The sequence below is a fragment of the Nonomuraea rhodomycinica genome, assembly GCF_013363995.1.
Taxonomy (GTDB): domain Bacteria; phylum Actinomycetota; class Actinomycetes; order Streptosporangiales; family Streptosporangiaceae; genus Nonomuraea; species Nonomuraea rhodomycinica.
Genome location: NZ_JABWGO010000001.1, coordinates 427,033 through 451,823, shown reverse-complemented (window position 1 = coordinate 451,823; position 24,791 = coordinate 427,033). Strand labels below are relative to the sequence as shown.

Annotated in this window: 22 protein-coding genes; 8 read left to right on the top strand and 14 right to left on the bottom strand. The window is 73.3% G+C overall.

Features of this window, described 5'->3' with window-relative positions; all coding sequences use genetic code 11:
• From HT134_RS02230 to HT134_RS02220, 3 genes are all read left to right on the top strand, one after another.
• Window positions 1-1,008 carry a carbohydrate ABC transporter permease gene (locus tag HT134_RS02230; protein WP_175598560.1) on the top strand — a complete coding sequence of 336 codons (1,008 nt, stop codon included), beginning with the start codon at window positions 1-3 and terminating at the stop codon, window positions 1,006-1,008.
• A complete protein-coding gene (locus HT134_RS02225) occupies window positions 1,005-1,871 on the top strand; it encodes a sugar ABC transporter permease (protein ID WP_175598559.1) in 867 nt (288 codons plus the stop codon). Before HT134_RS02230 ends, HT134_RS02225 begins: the two co-directional genes overlap by 4 nt.
• 82 nt (window positions 1,872-1,953) lie before the next feature.
• Window positions 1,954-3,549, top strand: coding sequence for a glycoside hydrolase family 13 protein (locus HT134_RS02220; protein ID WP_175600057.1), 1,596 nt, complete (start codon window positions 1,954-1,956; stop codon window positions 3,547-3,549).
• Between the two features lie 264 nt (window positions 3,550-3,813).
• On the opposite strand, the gene HT134_RS02215 is transcribed toward HT134_RS02220, so the two are convergent.
• Complete coding sequence (locus tag HT134_RS02215; RefSeq protein ID WP_175598558.1) at window positions 3,814-4,671, bottom strand: AraC family transcriptional regulator; 858 nt, start codon at window positions 4,669-4,671, stop codon at window positions 3,814-3,816.
• Window positions 4,672-5,299: 628 nt separating this feature from the next.
• Here HT134_RS02215 and HT134_RS02210 point away from each other — a divergent pair.
• A complete protein-coding gene (locus HT134_RS02210) occupies window positions 5,300-5,650 on the top strand; it encodes a VOC family protein (RefSeq protein ID WP_175598557.1) in 351 nt (116 codons plus the stop codon).
• A gap of 370 nt (window positions 5,651-6,020) precedes the next feature.
• On the opposite strand, the gene gnd is transcribed toward HT134_RS02210, so the two are convergent.
• Together gnd and HT134_RS02200 are read right to left on the bottom strand one after the other, a co-directional pair.
• On the bottom strand, window positions 6,021-7,445 hold the full coding sequence (gene gnd / locus HT134_RS02205; RefSeq protein ID WP_175598556.1) for an NADP-dependent phosphogluconate dehydrogenase: 1,425 nt from the start codon (window positions 7,443-7,445) through the stop codon (window positions 6,021-6,023).
• An 82-nt stretch (window positions 7,446-7,527) separates the two neighbouring features.
• The gene (locus HT134_RS02200; RefSeq protein ID WP_175598555.1) at window positions 7,528-8,220 is read right to left on the bottom strand and encodes an HAD family hydrolase; all 693 of its coding nucleotides are present in this window, start codon (window positions 8,218-8,220) and stop codon (window positions 7,528-7,530) included.
• 22 nt (window positions 8,221-8,242) lie between these two features.
• On the opposite strand from HT134_RS02200, the gene HT134_RS02195 reads away from it, so the two are divergent.
• Together HT134_RS02195 and HT134_RS02190 are read left to right on the top strand one after the other, a co-directional pair.
• Window positions 8,243-8,887, top strand: a complete 645-nt coding sequence (locus tag HT134_RS02195; RefSeq protein ID WP_175598554.1) for an NAD(P)H-binding protein — start codon at window positions 8,243-8,245, stop codon at window positions 8,885-8,887.
• A 164-nt stretch (window positions 8,888-9,051) separates the two neighbouring features.
• On the top strand, window positions 9,052-11,541 hold the full coding sequence (locus HT134_RS02190) for an ATP-dependent Clp protease ATP-binding subunit (protein ID WP_175598553.1): 2,490 nt from the start codon (window positions 9,052-9,054) through the stop codon (window positions 11,539-11,541).
• A 33-nt stretch (window positions 11,542-11,574) separates the two neighbouring features.
• On the opposite strand, the gene HT134_RS44565 is transcribed toward HT134_RS02190, so the two are convergent.
• Both HT134_RS44565 and HT134_RS02180 read right to left on the bottom strand, forming a co-directional pair.
• Entirely contained in the window at window positions 11,575-12,522 is a 948-nt protein-coding gene (locus HT134_RS44565; RefSeq protein WP_312887923.1) for a DUF2218 domain-containing protein, read from the bottom strand.
• A 173-nt stretch (window positions 12,523-12,695) separates the two neighbouring features.
• A complete protein-coding gene (locus tag HT134_RS02180; protein ID WP_175598552.1) occupies window positions 12,696-14,984 on the bottom strand; it encodes a transglycosylase domain-containing protein in 2,289 nt (762 codons plus the stop codon).
• 133 nt (window positions 14,985-15,117) lie between these two features.
• On the opposite strand from HT134_RS02180, the gene HT134_RS02175 reads away from it, so the two are divergent.
• Window positions 15,118-16,173, top strand: coding sequence for a D-alanyl-D-alanine carboxypeptidase family protein (locus HT134_RS02175; RefSeq protein WP_175598551.1), 1,056 nt, complete (start codon window positions 15,118-15,120; stop codon window positions 16,171-16,173).
• 21 nt (window positions 16,174-16,194) lie between these two features.
• Here the strand turns inward: HT134_RS02175 and HT134_RS02170 are convergent, their stop codons facing one another.
• Window positions 16,195-16,542 carry an MmcQ/YjbR family DNA-binding protein gene (locus HT134_RS02170; RefSeq protein ID WP_175598550.1) on the bottom strand — a complete coding sequence of 116 codons (348 nt, stop codon included), beginning with the start codon at window positions 16,540-16,542 and terminating at the stop codon, window positions 16,195-16,197.
• A 222-nt stretch (window positions 16,543-16,764) separates the two neighbouring features.
• Window positions 16,765-17,181 (bottom strand): CBS domain-containing protein, encoded by a 417-nt coding sequence (locus tag HT134_RS02165; RefSeq protein ID WP_175598549.1) that lies wholly within the window; start codon window positions 17,179-17,181, stop codon window positions 16,765-16,767.
• Between the two features lie 195 nt (window positions 17,182-17,376).
• Between HT134_RS02165 and HT134_RS02160 the strand changes: the two genes are divergently transcribed.
• Window positions 17,377-18,171, top strand: coding sequence for a methyltransferase domain-containing protein (locus HT134_RS02160; RefSeq protein WP_175598548.1), 795 nt, complete (start codon window positions 17,377-17,379; stop codon window positions 18,169-18,171).
• 103 nt (window positions 18,172-18,274) lie between these two features.
• On the opposite strand, the gene HT134_RS02155 is transcribed toward HT134_RS02160, so the two are convergent.
• The 7 genes from HT134_RS02155 to HT134_RS02125 all read right to left on the bottom strand — a co-directional run bounded on the left by HT134_RS02155 (window position 18,275) and on the right by HT134_RS02125 (window position 24,654).
• Window positions 18,275-19,027 (bottom strand): ABC transporter permease, encoded by a 753-nt coding sequence (locus HT134_RS02155; RefSeq protein ID WP_312887922.1) that lies wholly within the window; start codon window positions 19,025-19,027, stop codon window positions 18,275-18,277.
• 111 nt (window positions 19,028-19,138) lie between these two features.
• Window positions 19,139-19,672, bottom strand: a complete 534-nt coding sequence (locus HT134_RS02150; protein WP_175598547.1) for a hypothetical protein — start codon at window positions 19,670-19,672, stop codon at window positions 19,139-19,141.
• Between the two features lie 80 nt (window positions 19,673-19,752).
• Complete coding sequence (locus HT134_RS02145) at window positions 19,753-20,907, bottom strand: alpha/beta hydrolase family protein (RefSeq protein ID WP_175598546.1); 1,155 nt, start codon at window positions 20,905-20,907, stop codon at window positions 19,753-19,755.
• Between the two features lie 12 nt (window positions 20,908-20,919).
• Window positions 20,920-22,338, bottom strand: a complete 1,419-nt coding sequence (locus HT134_RS02140) for a S41 family peptidase (protein ID WP_175598545.1) — start codon at window positions 22,336-22,338, stop codon at window positions 20,920-20,922.
• Complete coding sequence (locus HT134_RS02135; RefSeq protein WP_246363516.1) at window positions 22,335-23,378, bottom strand: ABC-2 membrane transporter-related protein; 1,044 nt, start codon at window positions 23,376-23,378, stop codon at window positions 22,335-22,337. Before HT134_RS02135 ends, HT134_RS02140 begins: the two co-directional genes overlap by 4 nt.
• Window positions 23,375-24,265 (bottom strand): ABC transporter ATP-binding protein, encoded by an 891-nt coding sequence (locus tag HT134_RS02130; protein ID WP_175598544.1) that lies wholly within the window; start codon window positions 24,263-24,265, stop codon window positions 23,375-23,377. Before HT134_RS02130 ends, HT134_RS02135 begins: the two co-directional genes overlap by 4 nt.
• On the bottom strand, window positions 24,262-24,654 hold the full coding sequence (locus HT134_RS02125; protein ID WP_175598543.1) for a GntR family transcriptional regulator: 393 nt from the start codon (window positions 24,652-24,654) through the stop codon (window positions 24,262-24,264). The genes HT134_RS02130 and HT134_RS02125 overlap by 4 nt, the downstream gene beginning before the upstream one ends.
• Between the last annotated feature and the right edge of the window lie 137 nt (window positions 24,655-24,791).

Below are 24,791 nucleotides of genomic sequence, written 5' to 3'. Positions count from 1 at the left end.
GTGGCGATCACGACTGGGCGTGCGTCCCGCACCTCCAGGGGCAGGGCCGCGGGCGGCGACAGCGCCCGCGGTGACCGCGAGCGGCCCGGTCCGGTCCGGCGCGCCCTGTCCCGGCACTGGTACGCGTGGGCGATGACGGCTCCCGTGGTGATTGTCGTCGGCGTCCTGGTCGGCTGGCCACTCGCCCGCGGCGTCCACCTGTCCCTGACCGACGCCACCGAGGCCAACGTGGGCCGCACCATCGGCGTCAACGTCATCCCCTCCACCTACGAGTTCGTCGGCCTCGGCAACTACGTCGACATCCTGACCAGCGGCCTGTTCTGGGAGCGGCTGACCTGGACCGTGCTGTGGACCGTCGCCTGCATCGGCCTGCACTACGGGATCGGGCTCGGCCTGGCGATGATGCTGCACCGCAGGCTGCGCTTCCGCTCCGTCTACCGGGTGCTGCTGATCCTGCCCTGGGCCATCCCGGGGTTCGTGGCCGCCTTCATCTGGCGCTACCTGTTCAACAGCGACTACGGCGTGATCAACGCCATGCTGAAGGCCGCGGGGCTAGGTGCGGTGGGCTGGCTGGACGAGCCGTTCACCGCGAAGATCGCGGTCATCGCCGTCAACGTCTGGATCGGTGTGCCGTTCATGATGGTGGCCCTGCTCGGCGGCCTCCAGGCGATCCCGGCTGAGCTGTACGAGGCGGCCGAGGTGGACGGCGCCACGGCCTGGCAGCGCTTCCGGCACATCACGCTTCCCGGGCTGCGCCCGGTGTCGAGCACCGTGGTGCTCCTCGGCACGATGTGGACGTTCAACATGTTCCCGATGATCTATCTGATCACCAGGGGCGGGCCCGGCGACTCCACGGAGATCCTGGTGACCTACGCCTTCCGCGAGGCGTTCACCGGCGTGCGGAACTACTCCGGTTCGGCGGCCTGGGGTGTGATCATCCTGGCGCTGCTCGTCGTCCTCGCCTCGGTGTACCGCAGAGCGCTGCGCAGGCAGGGGGAGGTCTGGTGAGCGACATCACCACGGGCGCCAGGACGCACGGCCGTCACCGGCGAAGCCTGGCCGGTTCGGTCCTCCTGCACGGGACGCTTCTGCTCGCCACCGCCATCTCGCTGTTCCCGGTGCTCTGGCTGCTGCTGACGTCGTTGAAGCCGCGCGACGGCTGGCTGTCGTCCGAGCTGGAGATCTTCAACCAGCCGTCACTGACGAACTACACGCGGGTGCTGACCGAGACGGCGTTTCCCACCTGGCTGCTCAACTCCGTCCTCGCCGCCGCGCTGACCATGATCGTCGGCGTGTTCGTGGCCGCGACCACCGGCTACGCCATCAGCAGGTTCCGCTTCCCCGGCCATCGGGGCGTCATGTGGCTGCTGCTGATCACCCAGATGTTCCCGGTGGCGATCCTCATCGTGCCGCTGTACAACCTCATGGCCGGTCTCGGGCTGCTCAACCAGATCGCCGGGCTGGTCGTCGCCTATCTCACCGTGGCCGTGCCGTTCTGCGCCTGGATGATGAAGAGCTACTTCGACACCATCCCGCGGGAGATCGACCAGGCGGGGCTGGTCGACGGGCTGACCCCGTTCGGCACGTTCTGGAGGATCGTGCTGCCGCTGGCCAGGCCCAGCGTCGCGGTGACCGCCTTCTACTGCTTCATGACCGCGTGGGGCGAGGTCGCCTACGCGTCGGTGTTCATGTCCCAGGAGGAGAAGCGCACGCTCGCGGTCGGGCTTCAGCAGTTCGTCGGTCAGCACTGGTCCGACTGGGGGCTGCTCACCGCCTCGGCCGTGCTGATCGCCATCCCCGCCGCGATCGTCTTCCTGCTCGTGCAACGCCATCTCGTGGCCGGTCTGACCAGCGGCGCCACCAAGATGTGACGGCTCGCCGGCCACCCTCACCCGTACCTCATGACATGTCCTCCTCACTCACGACGATCGGGAAAAAGCAGTGACCGAACTCATGGAGAACGCCATCGCCACGCGAGTCGCGACCCGGTGGTGGCGGGACGCGGTGATCTACCAGGTGTACGTCCGCAGCTTCGCCGACGGCAACGGCGACGGGATCGGCGACCTGCTCGGCGTGCGCAGCCGCCTGCGGTACCTGTCCGGCCTCGGCGTGGACGCCGTCTGGCTGACACCGTTCTACCCGTCCCCGATGGCCGACTTCGGCTACGACGTCGCCGATTATCGCGACGTGGACCCCGTCTTCGGCTCGCTGGCCGACGCCAAGGAGCTGATCCACGACGCCCACCGGCACGGGCTCAGGATCATCGTGGACGTGGTGCCGAACCACACCTCCGACCGGCACCCCTGGTTCCAGGCCGCGCTGCGGGCCGCCCCGGGCAGCCCGGAGCGGGAGTACTACATCTTCCGCGACGGCAGGGGCGCCCAGGGGGAGCTGCCGCCCAACGACTGGCAGTCGATCTTCGGCGGACCGGCGTGGACCCGGCTGCCGGACGGGCAGTGGTACCTGCACCTGTTCGCGCCCGAGCAGCCGGACCTGAACTGGGAGCACCCACCGGTGCGCGAGGAGTTCGCCGACATCCTGCGGTTCTGGCTGGACCTCGGGGTGGACGGCTTCCGGATCGACGTGGCGCACGGCATGATCAAGGCGCCGGGCCTGCCCGACGTCGGCCGTCCCGACCAGGTGCGCATGATCGGGTCGGAGGTGGTGCCGTTCTTCGACCAGGACGGCGTGCACGAGATCCACCGGGCCTGGCGCCGGATCCTCGACTCCTACGCGGGGGAGCGGATCGGGGTGGCGGAGGCGTGGGCGCCCTCGCCGGAGCGGCTGGCCGACTACGTCCGGCCGGACGAGCTGCACCAGGCGTTCAACTTCCACTTCCTGTTCGCCCCCTGGGACGCCGAAACGTTCAAGGAGGTGATCCGGAAGTCGCTGCACACGGCCGGACTCGTGGGCGCGCCCTCCACCTGGGTGCTGTCCAACCACGACGTGAAGAGGCACGTCACCCGGTACGGCGGTGGCGAGGCCGGCGCCCGCCGCGCTCGCGCGGCGGCGCTGCTCACCCTGGCGCTGCCCGGTTCGGCGTACGTCTACCAGGGCGAGGAACTGGGGCTGCCGGAGGTGCTCGACCTGCCGGAGGAGTACCTGCAGGACCCACAGCGGCTGCGCGACCCGGACAGCGGCCGCGACGGCTGCCGGGTGCCGCTTCCCTGGACGAAGGCCAGGCCCTTCGGCTTCGCCCCGCCCGGTGCCGACGCCTCCTGGCTGCCCATGCCGGACTCCTGGGGCGACCTCAGCGTGGAGGCACAGGAGCAGGACCCCGGGTCGGCGCTGCACCTGTACCGGGCGGCGCTGCGCCTCCGCCGCGAGCTCCCCGGCCTCGGTGACGGCTCCCTCACCTGGCTGGACTCCCCCGAGGGAAGCCTGGCCTTCGCCCGTGGCGACGGTTTCGTCTGCACCGTCAACATGAGCGACCGGCCGCTGGAGCCGGCGGTCGACGGCGAACTCCTGCTGGCCAGTGCGCCCCTCGTGGTCAGCGACGGGGTGGCCCGTCTCGCCCCCGACTCCGCCGCCTGGTGGCGGGAACGCTGACGGCTGCGGCGCCCCTGGTGGTGCGGTCACCCCGGCAGCCTCCGCCTTGGGATCGCCCTCCCGCACCAGCCGCTCCACGAGCTGCGCCTTCAGCACCAGCCGCTCCACGAGCTGCGCCTTCAGCACCAGGGCCGCCGGCCGGTGCCTCATCAGGTCGTGCAGGGGCCGCCGGCCGGTGCCTCACCAGATCGTGCAGGTCGCGGGTGAACCGACGGTCGCCGGCACCGCACCCTGGCCCGACCTGGCGGACCGGCGCGGCCGGGATCATGCCGATCCGGCCTCCGGCGGTGTGCGGGGCCCCACGCCCGCGCGGCTCAGCAGGCGGCGCAGGACCGCCGGAGTGTGGCCGCAGTGGTGGCGGATCGTGCGGGTCAGGTGCGCCTGGTCGGCGAAGCCGAGGTCGGCCGCGAGCCGCGCCAGGCTCTCCTCCCCGGCCTCCAGCCGGTCGAGCGCCCTGCCGACCCGTACCCGGTTGCGGTAGTGGGTGAGCGACACGCCCAGCTCGCTGGTGAACGCCCTGCTCAGCCGGTACGGCGACACGGACAGCAGCTCGGCCAGCGTGACCAGCCCGCCCGCCGCCTCGTGACCGGAGGCGATGGCCTCCCGCGCCGCGTCCACCAGCGTGCCCGCAGTCGGCCCCGTCCGGCGGGAACCCCCGCTGACGGACGGGGGAGGGGCCGCGCGGTCGAGGGCGGTGGCCAGCAGGGGGAGCAGGGCCTCGGTCAGCTCGTACGCGGGGTCGCCGCTCCCCGTCGCCGCCAGCAGCCGACGGTGGGCCAGGTCGAGCCGGGCGTCCACGTAGAGCGTCGAGCGCGCCGGACGTCCCCGTCCGCCCGCGAGGATGTCCCACAGGCGGGGCGTCAGGCGCAGCACGGTGCACACGTCGCCGCCCGCCGGGTGCGCGAACCGCTCCTCCTGGCCGGGCAGCGACAGGTAGGCCATCGCCGGGTCCACCACCGCGCCGCGGCCGTCGGCCATCCGCCGGAACCGGCCCCGCCGCACCAGCACGAGCTGGTGCGCGGACCCCACCTCGACCGGCGACCACCCCCGATGGTCGTCGACGCAGGTCACCGCGTGGACCACGAACCCCGGCCCGCTCGCGAGCCGCACACCAGAACGCACGTGGCGCACCCTACCCGGCACCTACGACAATTCCGCCACCCCACCACCACCGGGCCGCCGTGTCACCACGCCACTGGGCCGCCGTGCCGCCGTGCCGTCGTGCCGTCGTGCCACCGGGTCGTGGGGCCGCCACGCTGTCACGTCGCCACGTCGCCACGTCGCCACGTCGCCACGTCGCCACGTCGCCACGTCGTCTGGGCGTCAGGCGGCCGGGCCACTGGGACGCTGGGCTGCCACGCCGCCGGGTCGTCGGGGTCGCCACGCCATCACGCCGGCACATCGCCGGGCCTTCGGGGCGCTAGGCGGCACGCCACCCGGGGGCGTCGCGTCAGCGGGCCGTCGCGCGAGCGAGCCTCCGGGGCTCTGCCGGGCGCGTGGTCAGGAGTGGTGACACCGCCTGGCGGGCGTCGGAGGTAGGCCCGCCAGGTGTGGGGGTGAGAAGGGGACGGCGGCTCTGCCCCGTGGGCCTCGGGCGGGAGAAAGGGGAGGGTGGCTCTGCCCCGTGGGTCCGGGCCAGAGCCGGAGGCCGGGAGAGGCGGCCCCGCCCTGTGAGCGCGGGGTGCAGAAGCCCGGCCGGGGCGCAAGGATGTTCAAGACCGACGTCCCCATGCCGACCAGGCTGGACCGCATGACGACACTCTCCACGATCATCTTCGACTGCGCCGACCCGGTCGCGCTCGCCGCCTTCTACGCCAAGGCCACCGGCTGGCGGGCCGGCGAGGGGGACGCCGACTACGCCACCGTCGAGGGGGGACCCGTCACGCTCGCCTTCCAGCGGGTGGACGGCTACCCCGGCGGTCCCGGCTGGCCGGGCGGCGAGAAGCACCTCCACCTCGACTTCCAGGTGCCCGACCTCGAGGTGGCCCGCCGCGAGCTGGTCGCCCTCGGCGCGGTCATGCCGGAGTTCCAGCCGGGTGAGGACTCCTGGACCGTGTTCACCGACCCCGAGGGCCACCCGTTCTGCGTCTCGGCCGCCTGACGAGCCCACACAGGCGCCCCGTACGGCACGAACGCGTGCGGGAGACGCCCGGCTGGGCGGTCCGCGCAGTCCGGGCGGTTCAGGCGCCTCCCGCCGCGTCACCGCCCGGGCGGCCGGTGCCCCGCCAGGCCCGCCGCCCGGGACCCACCCCCCCGCCGGACCGGCGGGACGACCGGCCCGCCGGGACGACCAGACCGCCGGGACAATCAGACGGGCGGGGACGACCGACCGGCGGGGAGGGCCGGACCGGCGGAGACATACGGACCGGCGGGGAGGGCCGGACCCGCAGGGACGGCCGGACCGTCGGGGAGGACGAAACCGCCGGGACGACCACGACCGGATCGCCAAGGGCGGTCAGGCGGACGGACCGTCAGGCCGAGTGCTCCGACCGGTCGCCCGACCAGTCCGTGTGGAAGGCCCCCTCACGGTCCACCCGGAGGTAGGTGTGCGCGCCGAAGAAGTCGCGCAGCCCCTGCACCAGCGCCGCCGGCAGCCGGTCGCGGCGCAGCCCGTCGTAGTAGGCCAGCGCCGACGAGAAGCCCGGCGTCGGCACCCCGATCTGCACGGCCGTGGTGACGACCCGCCGCCACGCGCCCTGCGCCACGTTGAGCGCCGCCGCGAACGTCGGGTCCGCGAGCAGCGTCGGCAGCGCCGGGTCGGCGTCGTACGCGGCGCGGATCCGGTCGAGGAACTTGGCGCGGATGATGCACCCGCCCCGCCAGATGGTGGCCATCGCGCCCAGGTCGAGGTCCCAGCCGTACTCCTTGGAGGCGGCGGCCATCTGGTCGAAGCCCTGCGCGTACGCGACGATCTTGGACGCGTACAGCGCCTGCCGCACGTCCTCGATCAGCTCGCGCCCGCCCACGCCCGACAGCTTCGGCCCCTCCAGGCCCGCGGCGGCGGCGCGCTGCTCGGGGTGGCCGGACAGCGCGCGGGCGAAGACCGCCTCGGCGATGCCGGTGACCGGCACACCCAGGTCGAGCGCGCTCTGCACGGTCCAGCGGCCGGTGCCCTTCTGCTCGGCCTGGTCGACCACCACGTCCACGAACGGCTTGCCGGTGGCCGCGTCGACCTGGTCCAGCACCTCAGCGGTGATCTCGATGAGGTACGAGCCGAGGTCGCCCTGGTTCCACTCGCGGAACACCTCGGCCAGCTCCGCCGGGGTCGCGCCGAGCGCCTGCCGCAGCAGGTCGTACGACTCGGCGATGAGCTGCATGTCGGAGTACTCGATGCCGTTGTGCACCATCTTGACGAAGTGCCCGGCGCCGTCGGGGCCCACGTGCACCGCGCACGGCACGCCGTCGACCTTGGCCGAGATGTCCTGCAGGATCGGCCCGAGCGCCTCCCACGACTCCTTGGAGCCGCCGGGCATGATGCTCGGCCCGTTCAGCGCGCCCTCCTCGCCGCCGGAGATGCCGGTGCCGACGAAGTGGATGCCCTTCTCGCGCAGCGCCGCCTCGCGCCGCCGGGTGTCGGCGAAGTGCGCGTTGCCGCCGTCGACGATCATGTCGCCGGGCTCCATCAGCTCCGCGAGCTGGTCGATCACCGCGTCGGTGCCCGCGCCGGCCTTCACCATGATGATCGCCCGCCGGGGCCGCTTCAGCGAGGCCACGAAGTCCGCGAGCTCCTCGGAGGCGACGAACGTGCCCTCGCCGCCGAACTCCTTGACGAGGTCGCGGGTACGGCTCGCGGAACGGTTGTGCACGGCGACCGCGTAGCCGTGCCTGGCCAGGTTGCGGGCCAGGTTGCGTCCCATGGTCGCCAGACCGGTGACGCCGATGTCTGCCAAGTCCATTTCAGCTCCTCTATCAGGGATACGCACGATCAAGCCGCGCGAGTTCGGCCGGATATTCCCGCCTCGTGGATCATCGTCGCGGTCACTCGGTGCCGCGCACGCCGAGCTCGTCCAGCCGGCCCAGCATGTCCGCCGGATCGGCGTACACGCGGAAGGCGCCCGCCCGTTCGAGTTCGTCCCGGCCGTAACCGCCCGACAGCAGCCCGATGCCGAGCGCGCCCGCCCGGCGGGCGGCGAGCAGGTCCCAGACGCTGTCTCCCACCACCATCGCATGCGCGGGATCCACGCCGACCAGCGCCGCTCCCGCCAGGAACAGGTCGGGGTCCGGCTTGGCGCGGCGCACGAGGTCGCGGGTGACCATGGGGGTGTCCTCAGGCAGGCCGAGCATGCCCAGGGCCAGCCGCGCCGTGCGGGCGTACCCGCTGGTGGCGATCGCCCACGGCACGCCCCGCGACGACAGCTCGGCCAACAGCTCGGCCGCGCCGGGCAGCGGGCGGACCGAGTGGACCTGCTCGGTGTAGGCGTCGGCGTGGGTGTTCTGCAGCTCGTCGATCTGCTCCTGGGTGAGCTTCAGCCCGGTCTCGCGCAGCAGCGCGCTCACGAACAGTCCGCCGCTCATCCCGATGCGCCGGTGGATCCGCCACACCGACAGGTCGATGCCCATGCCGGACAGCGCCTGCCGCCAGGCGATGACGTGCTGGTACACGCTGTCGATGAGGGTGCCGTCCAGGTCGAACAGGAACGCCGGGGTGGGGGCCTGCGGGAAGTCGGTCATGGCTCCATGACACCATGTGCGCATGAGGATCATCATCGCGGGCGGTCACGGGAAGATCGCGCTGCGGCTGGAGCGGCTGCTCGGCAGCGCCGCCGTCGGCCTGGTGCGCAACCCGGCGCACGTGTCCGACGTCGAGGCCGCCGGGGCCCGCGCCGTGGTGTGCGACCTCGAACGCGCCTCCGCCGAGGAGCTGGCCGCCGTGCTCGACGGGGCCGACGCGGCCGTGTTCGCCGCCGGGGCCGGGCCGGGCAGCGGGGTGGCGCGCAAGGACACCGTCGACCGGGCCGCGTCCGCGCTGCTGGCCGACGCGGCCGAGCGGGCGGGGGTGCGCCGCTTCGTGCAGATCTCCTCCATGGGCGCGGGCCGGCCGCCGGCGGCGGGCCGCGACGAGGTGTGGGCCGCGTACATCACCGCGAAGACCCAGGCCGAGGTGGACCTGCGCGGCCGTGACCTCGACTGGACGATCGTCCGGCCGGGCGGTCTGACCGACGACCCGGGCACGGGGCGGGTCCGGCTGGAGCCCGAGGTGCCGCGCGGCACGGTGCCCCGCGACGACGTGGCGGCGGTGCTGGCCGGGCTGCTGCGGGAACGGGCCGCGATCCACCGGACGCTGGAGCTGGTCTCGGGCGACACGCCTGTCGCGGAGGCGATCGCCGCCCTGCGCTGAGCCGTCCGCCGTGGGGTCGGGGGAGTCGCGCGGCGCCGGCCGATCGGCGGCCCAGCCCCGTACCGCGGGATTTTGCCGTCCGGCGACGCCGGCTTGACTTTGACGGCAGGCGTCTACGGCAAGGGGACCCCTCAGTGCGTGAGGAGGAATCCGTAATGTCGAATATGTCGGATATGCCACTGTTTGGGGGAGACCCGTTCAGGCGGCTGGAGGAGCTCACCGGACGGATGTTCGGCGACGCGTGGCCGCCCGCCCGGCCCAGCGTGCAACGCGTCGACATCGGCCGGCTGCTCAGCGAGCAGGCCCGCCAGGTGCTCACGGACGCCCTGCGGACCGCCGGGCGGCGCGGGGCCGACGACCTCGGCGACCTCGACCTGCTCGACGCCCTCACCCGCAACGAGCAGATCAGGGCCCTGCTCCTGTCGGCCGGCGCCGGCGTGGACCGGCTGCGGGAACGGGCCGAGGCCGCCGCCACGCCCGGCGAGCCCGCCGACGAGCCGCCCGCGACGCTCTCCCCGGCCGTCAAGCGGACCCTCCTCGACGCCCAGCGCGTCGCCCGCGCCCTCGGCTCCTCCTACATCGGCCCCGAGCACCTGCTGCTCGCGCTCACCGTCAACCCGGACTCCACCGCCGCCCGGCTGCTCCAGGACGAGGGCGTCACCGTCGAGCGCCTCCAGCGCGCCCAGACGCACGGCGAGGAGCCCCGCCGGGCCGACCGGATGTCCGCCAGCGACACCCCGTCGCTCGACCAGTTCGGCAGGGACCTGACCGAGGAGGCCCGCCAGGGCCGGATCGACCCGGTCGTCGGCCGCGAGGACGAGATCGAGCAGGCCCTGGAGGTGCTGTCCCGCCGCACCAAGAACAACCCGGCGCTCATCGGCGAGCCCGGCGTCGGCAAGACCGCCATCGTCGAGGGCATCGCCCAGCGCATCGTGAACGGTGACGTGCCCGACCCGCTCAAGGACCGCCGCGTGGTCGCGCTCGACCTGACCGGCATGGTGGCCGGGACGAAGTACCGCGGCGAGTTCGAGGAACGCATCAAGAAGGTCGTCGACGAGGTGCGCGCCACGGCCGACCGGACGATCGTGTTCATCGACGAGATGCACACCCTCGTCGGCGCGGGCTCGGCCGAGGGCGGCATGGACGCCGCCAACATCCTCAAGCCCGCCCTCGCCCGCGGCGAGCTGCACGTCATCGCCGCCACGACCATCGACGAGTACCGCAAGAACGTCGAGAAGGACGCCGCCCTCGAACGCCGCTTCCAGCCCATCCTCGTCGCGGAGCCCACCGTCGAGGAGACGATCGAGATCCTGCGCGGCCTGCGCGACGCCTACGAGGCCCACCACCAGGCGCGCATCACCGACGAGGCGCTGCACGCCGCCGCCATCCTGTCCGACCGCTACATCTCCGACCGGTTCCTGCCGGACAAGGCCATCGACCTCATGGACCAGGCCGCCGCCCGGGTACGGCTGCGCGCCCGCACGCCCAGCACCGACGTGCGCGACCTGGAGGAGCGCCTCGAGGCGTTGCGCCGCGACAAGGACCAGGCCGTCGCCGGCGACGACTTCGACAAGGCCAAGGAGCTGACCGCGGAGATCGGCAAGCTGCGCCCCGAGCTCGACCGCGCCCGGCAGGTACGCGACGAGGCGCCGCAGGTGACGGCCGAGGACGTCGCCGAGATCGTCTCCCGGCGCACCGGCATCCCGGTGCGCCAGCTCACCGAGCAGGAGCGCGAGCGGCTGATGCGGCTGGAGGACCACCTGCACCTGCGGGTCGTCGGCCAGGACGAGGCGGTCGTCGCGATCGCCGAGGCGGTCCGCCGCGCCCGCGCCGGGCTGTCCGACCCGCACCGGCCGATCGGCAGCTTCCTGTTCCTCGGGCCGACCGGCGTCGGCAAGACCGAGCTGGCCCGCGCGCTCGCGGCGGCGCTGTTCGGCTCCGAGAACCACATGGTGCGGCTCGACATGAGCGAGTACCAGGAGCGCCACACCGTCTCCCGGCTCGTCGGCGCGCCGCCCGGCTACGTCGGCTACGAGGAGGCCGGGCAGCTCACCGAGGCCGTCCGCCGCCACCCGCACTGCGTGCTGCTGCTCGACGAGATCGAGAAGGCCCACCCCGACGTGACCAACATCCTGCTCCAGATGCTCGACGACGGCCGCCTGACCGACGGCCAGGGCCGCACCGTCGACTTCACCAACACGATCGTCATCATGACCAGCAACATCGGCGCCCAGCTCATCCTCGACTCGGGCGACGACCCGGCCCTGGAGGAGCGCCTCATGGACCTGCTGCGGCACTCCATGCGGCCCGAGCTGCTCAACCGCATCGACGAGACGATCATCTTCAAGCGGCTGGACCGCACGCAGCTGCGCCAGATCGTCGAGCTGCTGCTGGAGCGCACCCGGCAGCGGCTGCGCGGCCAGGACATCGACCTCCAGGTCTCGGAGGCGGCCGTGGACTGGCTGGCCGAGCGCGGCTACCAGCCCGAGTTCGGCGCCCGGCCGCTGCGGCGCGTCGTCCAGCGGGAGCTGGACAACCGGCTGTCGTCGATGCTGCTGACGGGGGAGGTCGCCGAGGGCGGCCGGGTGATGGTGGACGTGGAGAACGGGCGGCTGTCCCTGCGCTGCCAGAACCCCGAACCGGTCGGCGCCTGACCGCCGTCAGCCGGCCGTCAGCCCGCCGTCACGTCACTTCCGGCGCGCGAGGGTGACGCCGTCGCGCACCGGGAGCATCACCGACTCCACCCGGTCGTCGCCGGCGATCAGCTCGTTCACGCGGCGGATCGCCACCTGGTTCTCGCCCTGGAAGGCGGGGTCGAAGACGCGTCCGGCCTGGAAGACGTTGTCCAGGACGACCAGGCCGCCCGGCCGCAGCCGGGAGACGATCTCCTCGTAGTAGGCCGGGTAGCTCACCTTGTCGGCGTCGATGAAGGCGAAGTCGTAGACCTGCTCGGCGGGCAGCGCCCGCAGCGTGTCGAGCGCCGGCCCGATGCGCAGCTCCACGCGCTCGGCCACGCCCGCGCGCTCCCAGAACTCCCGGGCGACGGAGGTCCACTCGTCGCTCACGTCGCAGGCCAGCAGGTGGCCGTCCGCGGGCAGGGCACGGGCGATGCAGAGCGAGGAGTAGCCGGTGAACACGCCCACCTCGATCGCCCGGCGCGCCCCCGTCATCCGCACCAGCAGCGACAGCAACGCGCCCTCGTCGTGCGAGATCTGCATGCCGGCGGCGCCGCCGGTGGCCTCCCGCGTCCGCGTCACCAGCTCCAGCAGCAGCTCGTCGGGCGGGGTGCAGTGCGTGAGCAGGTAGTCGCCCGCGACGGGGGAGAGGACCTCCAGCTCGTCGCCCGCGACGGGCTCCGTCCACTCGGTACGCAGGTCCTCCTGGGCGGCGAAGCGCAGCAGGTGCCGGGTCACCACGTCCTGGACCGCGGCCAGCGCCTCGGCCCCGGCCGCCGTCGCGATCATCTCCAGGGCGTCACCGGACGGCGCGAGCACGCATTCCCCGTCCGGGAAGGTGATCGTCGCCCGGCCGTCGGCGGACAGGGCCGTGGTCGCCTTGTGCCCGAGGTGGGAGACGAGCTGCTTGATGTAACGCTCGGGGCGGTCGGTCGGGACGTGGGCCGTCGAGATGGGCATCGGGCTCCTTCGGTGAGAGGTGGCTCCGGGCTCGTACCCGAAAAACCTACTCCCCGGGACGCCGGAGCCGGACAACCGGTCCCGGACGCCGGGCCGACCGCGACGGCACCGGCGTCCGGGAGTCATTCCGCCGGGGAGTCGCCCCGCCGGGGAGTCGCCCCGTCCGGGAGCCGTCACTCCGTCCCGGCGTCGTCGGTCCCGTCCGGCACGATCCCGTCCGGGACCGTGCCTTCCGGCGCGGTCGCCTCGGGCGTCGTCGTCGGAAGGGCGCCGCCCCCCGGCAGGTCGGCGATCTGGGTGTCGTCGATGACCCCGTCGTCGTCCTCGGGCGCCTGCTCGTCGTCCGGGCTCTGCTGGCGCACCGGCGCGCAGGCCGAGCCGCAGCCGCCGAAGCGGGCCTGGTCCACGGGCGTGAACGGCGTGGCCGGCGTGCCCTTCAGGGCGGCCAGCATGGTGTCCTTCCAGATCGGGCCGGGCACGGAGGCGCCCTGGACCGAGCCGAAGTACTGGCCGCCGATCGTGATGCCCGTCAGCTTGTAGCGCTGCGAGCCGCGCGGGTCGCCGATGCTGACCGCGCCCGCGAGGTCCGGGGTGAAACCGGCGAACCAGGCGCTGGCGTACCCGTCGGTGGTGCCCGTCTTGCCCGCCGCCGGCCGGCCGATGCCGCCCACGCCGCGCATCGTGCCCTGGGTGAACACGCCGGACAGCACGTTGGCCGCCGCGTCGGCCACGGGCGCCTCCACCGCCTGCTTGCACTGCGGCGCGAACGAGGTGGACTTGCCGGTCGCGACGTCGGTGACCTTGGTGATGGCCAGCGGCGCGCAGTACTTGCCCCGGGCCGCGATGCCCGCGTAGGCCGCCGCCACCGTCACCGGGTCCATCTCGTTGATGCCCAGCGTGAACGTCTCCACCTCGTGCAGGGGCTTGCCGTCGGCCCGCCGGATGCCCAGCGACTTGGCCGTCTGCACCGTCTCGCACAGGCCGACCCGCTGCTCCAGCGCCACGAAGAACGTGTTGACCGACCCCCACGTGCCGGTCGCCAGCGTCTTGAACCCGCCCGAGCCCTCGTCGTTGGTCACCGGCCACGACGGGATGCCCATGTTGTTGCCCTTGCAGTCCTTGAAGGCGGACGCGGAGGGCGCGGTGTAGGTGCCGCCGACGCTGATGCCGTCGCCGATCTTCATGCCCTTCGCCAGCGCCGTGAGGAGGGTGAAGGTCTTGAACGTCGAGCCCGCCTGGAACCCGATCAGCCCGCCGTGCTTCATGTCGGCGACCGGGTTGTAGGAGATCTCGTTCTTCTTGGTGTTGGATCCGAACGGCCGGCTGGCCGCCATCGCCCTGATCATGCCGGTGCCGGGCTCCACCAGCGCCTCGGAGGCGAGCGCCCGGTCCGAGGCGTGCACGAACTTCCTGATGGCCCGGTCGGCGGCGGCCTGCGCCTTCGGGTCGAGCGTCGTGTAGATCCGCAGGCCGCCCCGGCGGAACGCCTCCTGCCGGGCCCGCTGCGTCTTGCCGAACGCCTTGTTGGTCAGCAGCTCGTAGCGGACGTACTCGCAGAAGTACGGCGCGGAGATGGTGGCCTGGCAGCCGTTGGGCTGGCGGACGCCCTTGTAGCCGAGCTTGACGGCCTTGGCCTCGGCGGCCTCCTCGGGCGTGATGACCTTGAGCTGCGCCATCCGGTCGAGCACCGTGTTGCGCCGGTCCAGCAGCCGCTTGCGGGCCTTGGCGCCGGTCTCGGGGTCGGTCAGGTTCGGGTTCTGCACGGCTCCGGCGAGGGTCGCGGCCTGCGGCAGCGTCAGCCGGGCCGCGGACACGCCGAAGAAGCGCCGGGCCGCCGCCTCCACGCCGTTCGCGCCCGCCCCGAAGTAGGCGATGTTGAGGTACTTCGCCAGGATCTCGTCCTTGGTGTACTTCTTCTCGACGCCCATCGCGTAGCGCAGCTCGTTGAGCTTGCGGGCGTAGCTGGCCTCCAGGGCCTTCTCCTTGCCCTCCTCGGTGGCGGCCGAGTTGAGCAGCACCTGCTTGACGTACTGCTGGGTGATGCTGGAGCCGCCCTGGCTCACCCCGCCCGAGCTGAGGTTCTTGGCCAGGGCGCGCACGGTGCCCTCGATGTCGATCGCGCCGTGCTGGTAGAAGCGGTCGTCCTCGATGGCGACGATCGCCTTGCGCATGATCTCGGAGATCTGGTCCAGCCGGACCACCTTGCGGTCCTCGGCGTAGAACTGCGCGATCCGCTTGCCCTTGGCGTCGTACACCGTGGACGCCTGCGGCAGCGGCGGCTCCTCCAGCTCCATCGGCCGCAGGTTGAGCTCCTCGGCGGCGGAGACCACCGCGGCGCCGGAGCCGCCCACGGCGGGCAGCGCGATGGCCGCGACGAGCACGCCGGCGGCCGCGGCCGCTCCGAGCAGGCGGACGACGCCCGTCAGCCGGGCATGGCTCCGCGTGGGGTTCGCATCGGGCATGGCGGCCATCCGACCACACCCGGCCGCGCCTGTCCAAGACTGCGCCGCCGGGCCGTTCATACGGAAGCCGATATCGGTCCAGCTCGAATGGGGTGATCTTCGGGCGGTCCGCGCGTTCTGGTAGGTATGGCGGATGCGCATCAAGCCGTGGGCCGCCGTCGCGGCGGCCGTCCCCCTCGCCGCGGGCTGCGTCTCCGGCCCTCCCGCCGTCCCGGCGTCGCAGGCGCGCCCGTCCGCCGCGTCCGGCCCGTCCGGCGCTTCGGCTGCGTCATCCGGCGCGTCCGCCGCGTCCGGCGCTTCTGACGCTTCGGGTGCGTCGTCCGGCGTTTCCGGGGCGTTGGCCGCCAAGCCGCCCCAGGTGCCGGCCGGGACCACGGCCGCGTGGGTGGTCTTCGACCGCCAGGCCGGCGGCGGCGGGCGCGTCGTGGCCACCCGCAACGCCCACCGGGCGTTCCGATCCGCCTCGGTGGTGAAGATCCTTCTCGCCGTCGACTACCTGGAGTCGCGCGCGACCGTCCCGCCGGCCGACGCCCGGCTGCTGAAGATCATGCTGCGCTCCAGCGACGACGACGCCGCCTCGACGCTGTGGGACCGCGCCGGCAAGGGCGCCGTCATCACCCGCATGGCCCGCCGGCTCGGCCTGTCCGACACCGTCCCGCCGCCCGCCTCCAAGCCCGGCTTCTGGGGGTACACCTCGCTCAGCGCGTACGACGTGGTGCGCGTGTACCGCTACCTGCTGGACCGGGCCGCGCCGCGGGTCCGCGACACGATCCTCGGCCATCTGCGGGCCGCCACCCCGTGCGGCACGGACGGCTTCGACCAGTACTTCGGCATCCCGCGCGCGGTGCCCCGGCCGTGGGCGGTCAAGCAGGGCTGGTCCGGGTTCGGCACGGTGCCGCCGGTCCGCTGCCGCCCCGGCTCGGCGTCCACGGGCGCGGTCTCGACCGGCTCGGCCGCCACGGGGGCGGGGGGCACGCAGGGGGCGTCGATCTCGGCCGTGGCGCTGCGCGCCCGCGGCTCCGGCGTGCCGGACCTGGGGCGTCCCGTGCTGCATACGACCGGCCTGGCCGGCAAGGGCGACAGGTACGTGCTGGCGGTCCTGACCGCGCACCCGGCGGGCGGCACGTGGAGCGCGTCGGTACGCCGCATCACCACCCTGACGGCGGAGCTGTACCGCGGCCTGCGCTGAGCCGCCGCACGCAGCGGCGCGTCAGCGGACGCCCGCGGCGTAGGCGGCGTAGACCTTCTTCGGCACGACCATCCGCCACGCCTCGACGACCAGTTCGCGCGCCTCGTCGAGGTCGAGGGCCGACATCCGGACGAGCACCCAGTTGTAGCGCAGGTCGCGCTCGTCCGGCATGAGGAACTTGTCCGGCTCGGCGGCCACCAGCGCCGAGCGCTCCTCCTTGGGGAACGCGAAACCCATCACGGTCTCGTCGCGGGAGAAGGCGACGTAGACGATCGAGCCCACCCGGAACTTCACGCGGTCCCTGATGAGGTGCTCCGACGACCGGGGGAGGGGGGACGCGATCCGCCGCACGTCCTCGACTGTCACCATCCCGCCACCGTAGCGACCGTCACCGACATTCCCGTGCGGCCCCGGCACGCGTCGGCGCCGCGTCCGCTTTCGGCTCCGCGTCCGCCTTCGGCGCGCGCCTGTCCCGCGCCCGGCCCCGGCATGCGGCCGACTCCGCGTGCGCCCGTCCCGCGCCTTGCCCTGGCATGCGTCCGGGCCCGGCCGTCGGGCCGGGCCCGGACGGGTGTGCCGGGACGGGGCGGCTCAGTCGTTGCCGGCCGCGGCCGAGATGTCGCCGAGCGCCGACTCCGGGTCGCGCTCCATCGCCAGGTCGCCCAGGCTGACGATGCCGACGGCCTGGCCGCTCTCGACGACCGGCAGGCGCCGCACGGCGTGCGTGCGCATGAGCTGGACCGCCTGGTCGAGGCTGGTGTCGGGCCCGACGGCCTCGACGGACGGGCTGCACGCCTCGCGCACCCGCGTGTCGGGGCCCTTGTCGGCCGCGACCACGCGGACCGCGATGTCACGGTCGGTGATGATGCCGCTGACCCGGCCGTTGTCGTTCACGATCACGGCTCCGGCGTCGTTGTCGCGCATCAGCGCCGCGGCGACCGAGACGGGTTGCTCCGCCTCCACCACCGCGGGCCGGGCCGTCATGATGTCTGCCACGGTCTTCGCCATGGGGGTTTCCTCCTCATCGAGCGTCGTCCGGCCGGCGTGGGTCGCCGGCCCGCACCCCCTACCCGCCACCCCCGCCCTGTCACCGCCGATCGGCCACCCCTCCGGTCTCTCGTATAATGAGACGAATCTTCTCTCATGATGAGACACGAGCTAGGGTTGCGCTGTCGGTCACGGGATGAGGACAAGGGAGTTCTGATGGACGCCGTATACACGCACGGCCACCACGAGTCGGTGCTGAGGTCGCACCGGTGGCGCACCGCCGAGAACTCGGCTGCGTACCTGCTGCCCCACCTCAAGCCGCACATGACGCTGCTGGACGTGGGCAGCGGGCCGGGCACCATCACCGCCGACCTGGCCGCCAGGGTGGGGCACGTGACGGCGTCCGAGGTGACCGCCGAGGCGCTGGAGCTGGCCCGCGCCGAGCTGGCCGCCCGCGGCGTCGCCAACGCCGCCTTCGCCGTCGCGGACGCGCACGCCCTGGACTTCCCGGACGACACGTTCTGCGTCGTCCACGCCCACCAGGTGCTCCAGCACGTGGGCGACCCGGTGCGGGCGCTGCGCGAGATGCGCCGCGTCACCAAGCCCGGCGGCTTCGTCGCGGCGCGCGACAGCGACTACGCGGCCTTCACCTGGTACCCGCGGATCCCCGCGCTCGACGACTGGATGACCCTCTACCAGCGGGTGGCGCGCGGCAACGGCGGCGAGCCCGACGCCGGACGCCGGCTGCTGGCGTGGGCCCGGGCGGCCGGGTTCGAGGACGTGACGGCCACCTCGTCCACGTGGTGCTTCGCCACACCGGAGGACCGGGCGTGGTGGGGCGGCATGTGGGCCGAGCGCGTCCTCGGCTCGGCCATGGCCGAGCAGGCGCTCGCCACCGGCGCCGCCACCCGCGACGACCTGGTCCGCATGGCCGACGCCTGGCGCGAGTGGGCCGCGGACGGGGACGGCTGGCTGGCCGTCCTGCACGGCGAGATCCTCTGCCGCGCCTGACCCCGCTCGCCGTCACCGTCACCGTCGCCGTCACCGTGGCCGTCGCCCTCACCGCCGGGCGGCGTCTCACCGTAGTGTGGCGCCTCACCGCCGGGGCGGCGCCTCACCGCGGTGTGGCGCCGAACCGGCCGCGGGCGGCCACCTCGATCGTCACCAGCGTCGCCACGGCCTCGGCCGCCAGCAACGCCACCAGCACCACGAGCTGCACGACCCCGGCCTGTACGGGGCTCGCCCCGCCGAGCAGCATGCCCACGAACGCGCCCGGGAGCGTGACCAGCCCCACGGTGCGCGTCTGGTCGAGCGCGGGCACCAGCGCCTGCGAGGCCGCCGGGCGGCAGATCTCCAGCGCCGCCTCCCGCGGGGTGAACCCCAGCGACAGGGCCGCCTCCACCTCACCCCTCCGCTGGGTCAGCTCGTCGAGGGCGCGCCGCCCGGCCAGAGTGGTGGCGGTCAGGCAGCCGCCGAGCAGGATCCCGGCGACCGGGATGATCACGACGCCCTTCGCGGAGATCACCCCGCCGGCGGCCAGGACGCCCAGCACCGGCGCGGCGCCCGCCGCGATGGGCACGGCCGCCCACCACCCGCCCCGGCCGCCCGTGACGCGCCGGCCCGCGGTGAAGGCGGCGACGCCGTACATGAGCAGGATGAAGCCGGCCACGGCGGCGGAGGACGCGATCACCCACGCGATCACCGCGGACACGACGCCCAGTTGCACGGCGGCGCGCAGGCTCGCCGTGACGACGGCCCGCCCGTGACCGAGCCGCCCGAGCCAGGCCACGGCGGCGCCCAGCGCGACCAGGGCCACCAGGGCGGCCGGGAGCAGCGGCGTGAGCGTGATCAGCGAAGACGAGCGCACGCCCACCAGTCTGAACCCTCACCGCCCACGATCACCGATGGTCGGGGGAGGGCGGCGGCGCGCGCCGTCAGCAGCCCCGGCGGGTGCCGGGCCGCGGTCCGATGAGCCGGGTCACGTGCCCAGGGTGCGGGCGCGCTGCCACTGGGGGTCGCGGTAGAGGACCACGTCGGTGCCGGCCAGCAGTTCGTCCGGCGCCGACAGCATGGTGATCTCCCCGGACGCCTGCAGGCGCAGCAGCAGGTCGCGCACCCTCGGCCCCACCGGGAGCCGGCCCGCCTGGAGGCCCAGCCCGGCGCGGACCACGTCGGCGACCTCCGACAGGTGGAACGGCCCGTCGAAGCCCGCCACCACGTCCCGCACGACGCCGACGGTGATGAGCTGCTCCGCCTCGGCGTGGGCGAGCTGCCAGACGACCTGCTCGCGCCGCCGGCCGGTGCCCGCGCACGCCGTGCAGGCCCGCGTCAGCTCCGGCACGAACCCGGGCGCCACCGGCTCCTCGGCCGAGCCCAGGCAGACGCTGCACTGCCCGGTCTCGGCGGCGTGCACCTCCGCGCTCATGCGGTTGGGCAGATCCTCGCCGCAGGCGCAGACGTAGGTCTCGCCCAGGATGGGGGCGGCGGGGGGAGTGATCGTGTGCTTCGTCATCGCCGCCGACTCTACCCGCGCCCACCCGCTCCCGCGCCCGCGGCGTGAGCCCCTCGACCGCTGGCGCGAACCCGCCGGCCTCAGGACCGGCCGCACGTCGCGGGGCAGAACGTGACTTCGGGGTAGCGCGATGACGGCTCGTCCAGGAGCGGCTGGGGCCGCGCCTTCAGGTGCCGGTCGAGGAAGGCCGCCACGTACGTGCGGGTGAGCTCGGCGGCGCGCGCCCCGGGCAGCACATCCGAGGGGGGCTTGACGCCGAGGGCGCCGGCCAGCAGCGGGGCGTCGGTGAAGGACTGGTGCTCCGCGCCGGACAGCACGAGCCAGCGCTTCCACCCGGTCAGCAGCTTCCAGTCGCGGTCCCACGAACGGTCACGGCCGCCGGGGACGTGCTGCGGCGAGCCCAGGAACATGAACGGCCGGGAGAACCCGCCCTTGGGGATCCGGGCGTAGGTGGTGCCGTCCATGTCGATCCCGGCCCGCACCCGGGAGTCCTTCACCATGGCCGCCATGGCGCCGGCCCCGCCGATCGACTGGCCGACCATCGCGATCCTGGAGCGGTCGATCCGGTCGGAACCGGCCCACTTCGCGGGCAGCTGGTCGAGCACGAACGAGACGTCGGCCGCCCGGCCCGCGACCACCCCCGTGCCGAAGCCCGGGTCGGTGTCGCTGTCGCAGGCGAGGCACGCGGCGACCCGCCCGTCGGGGAAGGTCGTGGCGTAGCTCTCGTAGGTGTGGTCGATCCCGGCCACGACGTACCCGCGGCTGGCCAGATCCTCGGCCAGGGACGTCAGCGAGCTCACCGGATGGGTGAAACCGGGGGAGAGCACCACCAGCGGAAGCCCCCGCCCCGTGGGTGCGGCGTCTTCGGCGGCGTTCGTGCGCGTCCTGCTCAGCGTGTCGTCCGGCACGCCCGCGATCCCGAAGCGCCGCATGGCGAGCTGCGACTCCTTGGGCGTCATGTACGGCGCGCGCTTCCCGTCCCGCCGCTCGGCCGGGTACCACAGGGTGACCTTGAGCTCCCTGGCGTGGGCGTCGGGGTTCCACGGATCGGGGCGGGAGGCGTCCTTCAGGTACAGGGCGATGGTGCCGACCCGATGGGCGCCGGTGGGGGCGGGCAAGGTGGCGGGGCCGGTCGGCGTGGCCGGCGGGGCGGCGGAGCGGGGCGGCGCGGGCGCGGAGCAGGCGGACGCCGCGAGGACGACCAGTCCCGCGGCGACCGCCAGGAGGCGTCTCATCGGGGGTTCCCTTCACTTCTGCAGCAGGGCCAGGGCCTTGGCCAGGGCGGGGTCGCGCCCGGCGGCCGCGTCCTTCGGGGTCAGGGTCACGTGGTGGTCAGGGGGCACGCCGATCCGGTCGATCACCTCCCGACGGGGCCCCAGGTGGTGCCGGACAGGGAAGCTGAGCATGGTGTTGTTGCGCAGCAGGTACCCGTGCGCCGGGCCGGAGATCAGGCCGGCGGTCCTGGTGCCGACCAGCCTGCCGAGGCGCAGGTCCTTGACCGCGGAGCTGAAGTGCTCGCAGGCCGAGGCGCACCCGCGGTCGGTGAGCACCACCAGCGGCAGGTCGAGCAGCTCGACGGTGTCGTCGGTCCGCGAAGCCTCGCACCTGCCGTCCACGGTGCACAGGTAGGCGGTGACCGCGCCGTGGGTGAACGCGCTGACCAGCCGGGTCGCCTCCAGCGGGCTGCCGCCGCCGTTGCCGCGCAGGTCCAGCACGACACCGGACAGGGCCCGGCCGGCCCGCAGCCGGGAGATCCCCTTGACCACCCTGTCCGCGGCGTCGGGGGTGAAGCCGCGCACCCGTACATAGGCGATGCCGTCGTCCAGCAGCGTCGCTCGCACCACCTGCAGGTCCGTCAGGTCCTGCGGGTAGAGGCCGGGCCGGAGCGTCGCCGTCCAGCGGCGGCCGGTGCTCTGCCGCAGCAGCCCCAGCCGCACCGGGCGCGCGTCCGGGTATCGCGGGTAGAGGGCGGCGATCGCCGGGGTGGCCGCGCCGTCGACGAAGGGCGCCGATCCGTTGACCGATTCGACGATGTCGCCGGGGCGCAGCCCGGCTGCCCGCACCGCGCCGCCCTGCACCTCGGTGACGAACAGCGGGGGCAGGGCGGCGCCGGGGTCGAGGTTCGCCTGCGCGCTGGTGACGTTCGCCTGGAGACCGAGGCCGTAGCCCTCACCGTCGTAGCGGTCCGGGGGCTCTTCGACGTCGTGCGCCCAGCGGGCATGGTTGTCGCCGAGGCTGTCCACCATGGCCTCCAGGGTGACGACGGCCAGCTTGTCACGCAGGTCCGGCGCCTGATCGCTGACCTTCCGGTAGGCGGCCTCGAAAGCGGTCCAGTCGGCCTTCCGCTCACCGGTCAACGCGGGCATGGCCGCCTCGGGCACGTCGCGCCCGTTGCGGTTGAGCTCCTGCGTCAACGCGGCGAACCCGGCGCTCAGCAGTGAGCGGGCGTCCAGCGTGGCGCCGCTGTAGTAGGTGCCGAGGATGCAGAAGTACGCCTGCTCGATGACGTCGATCGTGGTGGCCGTCTCCGCCCCGAGACGGCCCCGGGGTTGCGGGCAGGCCGTGCCGGCCGCCGTGCTCGCCCGGCTGCGCGGTGGCGCCGGCGCCGTGCAGGCCGTCGCCAGGAGGAGGGCGAGCCCGGCGGCCGCGACCCTGACGGCGGTCATGACAGGCGCCTGCGGATCCACCAGAAGGACAGCCAGGTGAGGCCGAGGGTGAGGAAGGCGTAGATCCCGGTCTCGATCCACTGGAAGGGCCAGAAGCGCTCAAGGGGCTGGTAGGTCGCCTTCTGGCGGTAGCCGAGCCGGTTGATCTCGGCCGCGCACGCGTCCATGACGGGCGATCCCGACGGTGCGCATGGTCCCGACGTCGTGGAGATCGGGACGGTGACCTCGGCGCCGTCGCCGAGCGTACGTCCGGCCGGATCGACCAGGCTGCCGGACAGGACCCAGGCGCCCCCGTGGCCGGGAACGGCGGACCTCAGGTGGATCTCCACGACGCCGCCTCGGTCCTGGTTGATGCCGATGCCCTCCATGTTCGCCTGGCCCAGCTCGAAGGTGGAGGTGACCGCAGGCATCAGATGGGGCCGGACCAGCAGCGGCATGGCGAGCTGGACCGCGGCGAAGACGGCCAGCGTGAGGGCCATGGCGGGCAGCGTGTGGCGCACCACCATGCCCTGGTCACGCCGAGGACGAAGGCGAAGGCGGCGTACCCCATCGGGGCGATGCCGCGCGCCGAACACCAGGGGAGCCATCAGCGCGAGGTTCTCCGAGGCCGACTTGTCGAGGGGGCCGGACCACCAGGTGACCGCGAGGCCGCACAGGCCCGCGGCGGCCACGGCGACCAGGCCCGGGAGGGCGAGCTTGACCGCCAGCCAGCGGCGGCGGGTGACGCTCTGGTTCCACACCAGCAGGTGCGTGCCCGCCTCCAGCTCCCGGGTGATCAACGGTGCGCCCCAGAAGAGCCCGACCAGCGCCGGAAGGACCAGCACGACGAGGCTGAGGGCCATGAAGGAGAATTCGTGCCCGCTGAAGAAGCGGTCGTAGAAGCGGCCGCAGGTGTCGTCCTGCGTACAGGCGGCGATACCGGCGGCATAGCGGGAGGCCAGATCCGGGCCGGTCACGGCCAGCACGACGGCGAGCAGGACGAGTAAGGCGGCCATCATCGCGGCCGAGCCGCGCAGCTGGCGCCAGGTCAGCCAGATCATCGTCGTACCTCCAGGGCGGCTCGCCGGTTCTCGGCGGTCCGCTGGTCCATGTGGGCGAGGACGAGGTCCTCCAGGCTGAGCTGGGTGACGGTCCAGGCGGGGTCGTGGATCGGGCCGTCGGTGCGGATCACGAAGGTGCTCTGCCGGTCGGTGTGGCGGGCGGAGACCACGTGCTGGTCGGCGGGCAGCCGATCGGGATCGCGGCGCGGGCCGGTGAGCCGGTGGTGGGTGGCCAGCAGCTTGTCGACCTCCCCGGCGACCTGGACGCGGGAGTCGGCGAGCACGATCAGGAAGTCGCAGGTTCGTTCCAGGTCGGAGACCAGGTGGGACGAGAGCACCACGCTGAACTCGTGCTCGACCGTGGCCTCCATCAGGTGCTGCAGGAACTCGCGGCGGGCCAGCGGGTCGAGCGAGGCCACGGGCTCGTCCAGGATCAGCAGCTCGGGCCGCTTGGCCAGCCCCAGGGTGAGGGCGAGCTGGGCGCGCTGGCCGCCCGACAGCCTGCCCGCCCGGTGGGTGAGGGGCAGACCGAGCCGCGCGATGCGCTCGCGCGCCATGGCGGCGTCCCAGCGGGGGTTGAGCCGTGCTCCCAGGCGCAGATGGTCGGAGACGGTCAGCCCGGCGTAGACGGGGGTGTCCTGGGCGACGAACCCGATCTTGGCCAGCTGCTCCGGGCCGCCGGCGGGCCGGCCGCCGAGCACGGTGATGCCGCCCGCCGTCGGTTCGAGCTGGCCGCTGGCCAGCTTCAGCAGGGTGGTCTTGCCGGCTCCGTTGGGCCCCACCAACCCCACGACGTGGCCCGCCGGGATGTCGATGGTGCACTCGCGCAGCGCCCAGCGCTTGCCGTATCTCCTGCCCAGCTCGTGGGCCTGCAGGACTGAAGTCACGCTATGTCCTCCTGAGCGGTGCTGCGAAAGGTGGTCATGAAGAGCGCCTCGATGTCGTCGTCGTCCAGGCCGGTCCGGCGGGCCTTGGCCAGCCAGCGCCGCAGTTCCAGCCGCAGCGGTCCGTGCGCGGCCAGCGAGGCGCCGGCGAGGGTGGAGGTCACGAACGTCCCCACCCCCGGCCGGGCGGCGACCAGGCCCTCGTGCTCGAGCTCCCGGTAGGCCTTGAGGACGGTGTTGGCGTTGATGGCCAGGTGCGCCACGACCTCCTTGACGGTCGGCAACTGGTCGCCCTCGCGCAGCATGCCGAGCCGTAGCGCGTGCCGTACTTGCTGGACCAGCTGCAGGTACGGCGAGACACCGGATCTGGCGTCCAGATGGAACTCGATCACTGTTTCTCCATATATCTAGCTTCATAGCACTATAGGGACATAGATATTCGGTGGACATAAGGAACTCGGCCGGTGACACAGCGGCCACGAGCGGCGCCGCGTCGCGGCGGCGCCGAGTCGAGTGCGTCGTCTTGGGG

Excerpts from the sequence above, each read along its gene's own strand:
- HT134_RS02220 (WP_175600057.1), top strand. The coding sequence starts at position 1,954 with ATGGAGAACGCCATCGCCACGCGAGTCGCGACCCGGTGGTGGCGGGAC.
- HT134_RS02210 (WP_175598557.1), top strand. The coding sequence starts at position 5,300 with ATGACGACACTCTCCACGATCATCTTCGACTGCGCCGACCCGGTCGCG.
- gnd (WP_175598556.1), bottom strand. The coding sequence starts at position 7,445 with ATGGACTTGGCAGACATCGGCGTCACCGGTCTGGCGACCATGGGACGC.
- HT134_RS02200 (WP_175598555.1), bottom strand. The coding sequence starts at position 8,220 with ATGACCGACTTCCCGCAGGCCCCCACCCCGGCGTTCCTGTTCGACCTG.
- HT134_RS02195 (WP_175598554.1), top strand. The coding sequence starts at position 8,243 with ATGAGGATCATCATCGCGGGCGGTCACGGGAAGATCGCGCTGCGGCTG.
- HT134_RS02190 (WP_175598553.1), top strand. The coding sequence starts at position 9,052 with ATGTCGGATATGCCACTGTTTGGGGGAGACCCGTTCAGGCGGCTGGAG.
- HT134_RS44565 (WP_312887923.1), bottom strand. The coding sequence starts at position 12,522 with ATGCCCATCTCGACGGCCCACGTCCCGACCGACCGCCCCGAGCGTTAC.
- HT134_RS02180 (WP_175598552.1), bottom strand. The coding sequence starts at position 14,984 with ATGCCCGATGCGAACCCCACGCGGAGCCATGCCCGGCTGACGGGCGTC.
- HT134_RS02175 (WP_175598551.1), top strand. The coding sequence starts at position 15,118 with ATGCGCATCAAGCCGTGGGCCGCCGTCGCGGCGGCCGTCCCCCTCGCC.
- HT134_RS02170 (WP_175598550.1), bottom strand. The coding sequence starts at position 16,542 with ATGGTGACAGTCGAGGACGTGCGGCGGATCGCGTCCCCCCTCCCCCGG.
- HT134_RS02165 (WP_175598549.1), bottom strand. The coding sequence starts at position 17,181 with ATGGCGAAGACCGTGGCAGACATCATGACGGCCCGGCCCGCGGTGGTG.
- HT134_RS02160 (WP_175598548.1), top strand. The coding sequence starts at position 17,377 with ATGGACGCCGTATACACGCACGGCCACCACGAGTCGGTGCTGAGGTCG.
- HT134_RS02150 (WP_175598547.1), bottom strand. The coding sequence starts at position 19,672 with ATGACGAAGCACACGATCACTCCCCCCGCCGCCCCCATCCTGGGCGAG.
- HT134_RS02145 (WP_175598546.1), bottom strand. The coding sequence starts at position 20,907 with ATGAGACGCCTCCTGGCGGTCGCCGCGGGACTGGTCGTCCTCGCGGCG.
- HT134_RS02140 (WP_175598545.1), bottom strand. The coding sequence starts at position 22,338 with ATGACCGCCGTCAGGGTCGCGGCCGCCGGGCTCGCCCTCCTCCTGGCG.
- HT134_RS02135 (WP_246363516.1), bottom strand. The coding sequence starts at position 23,378 with ATGATCTGGCTGACCTGGCGCCAGCTGCGCGGCTCGGCCGCGATGATG.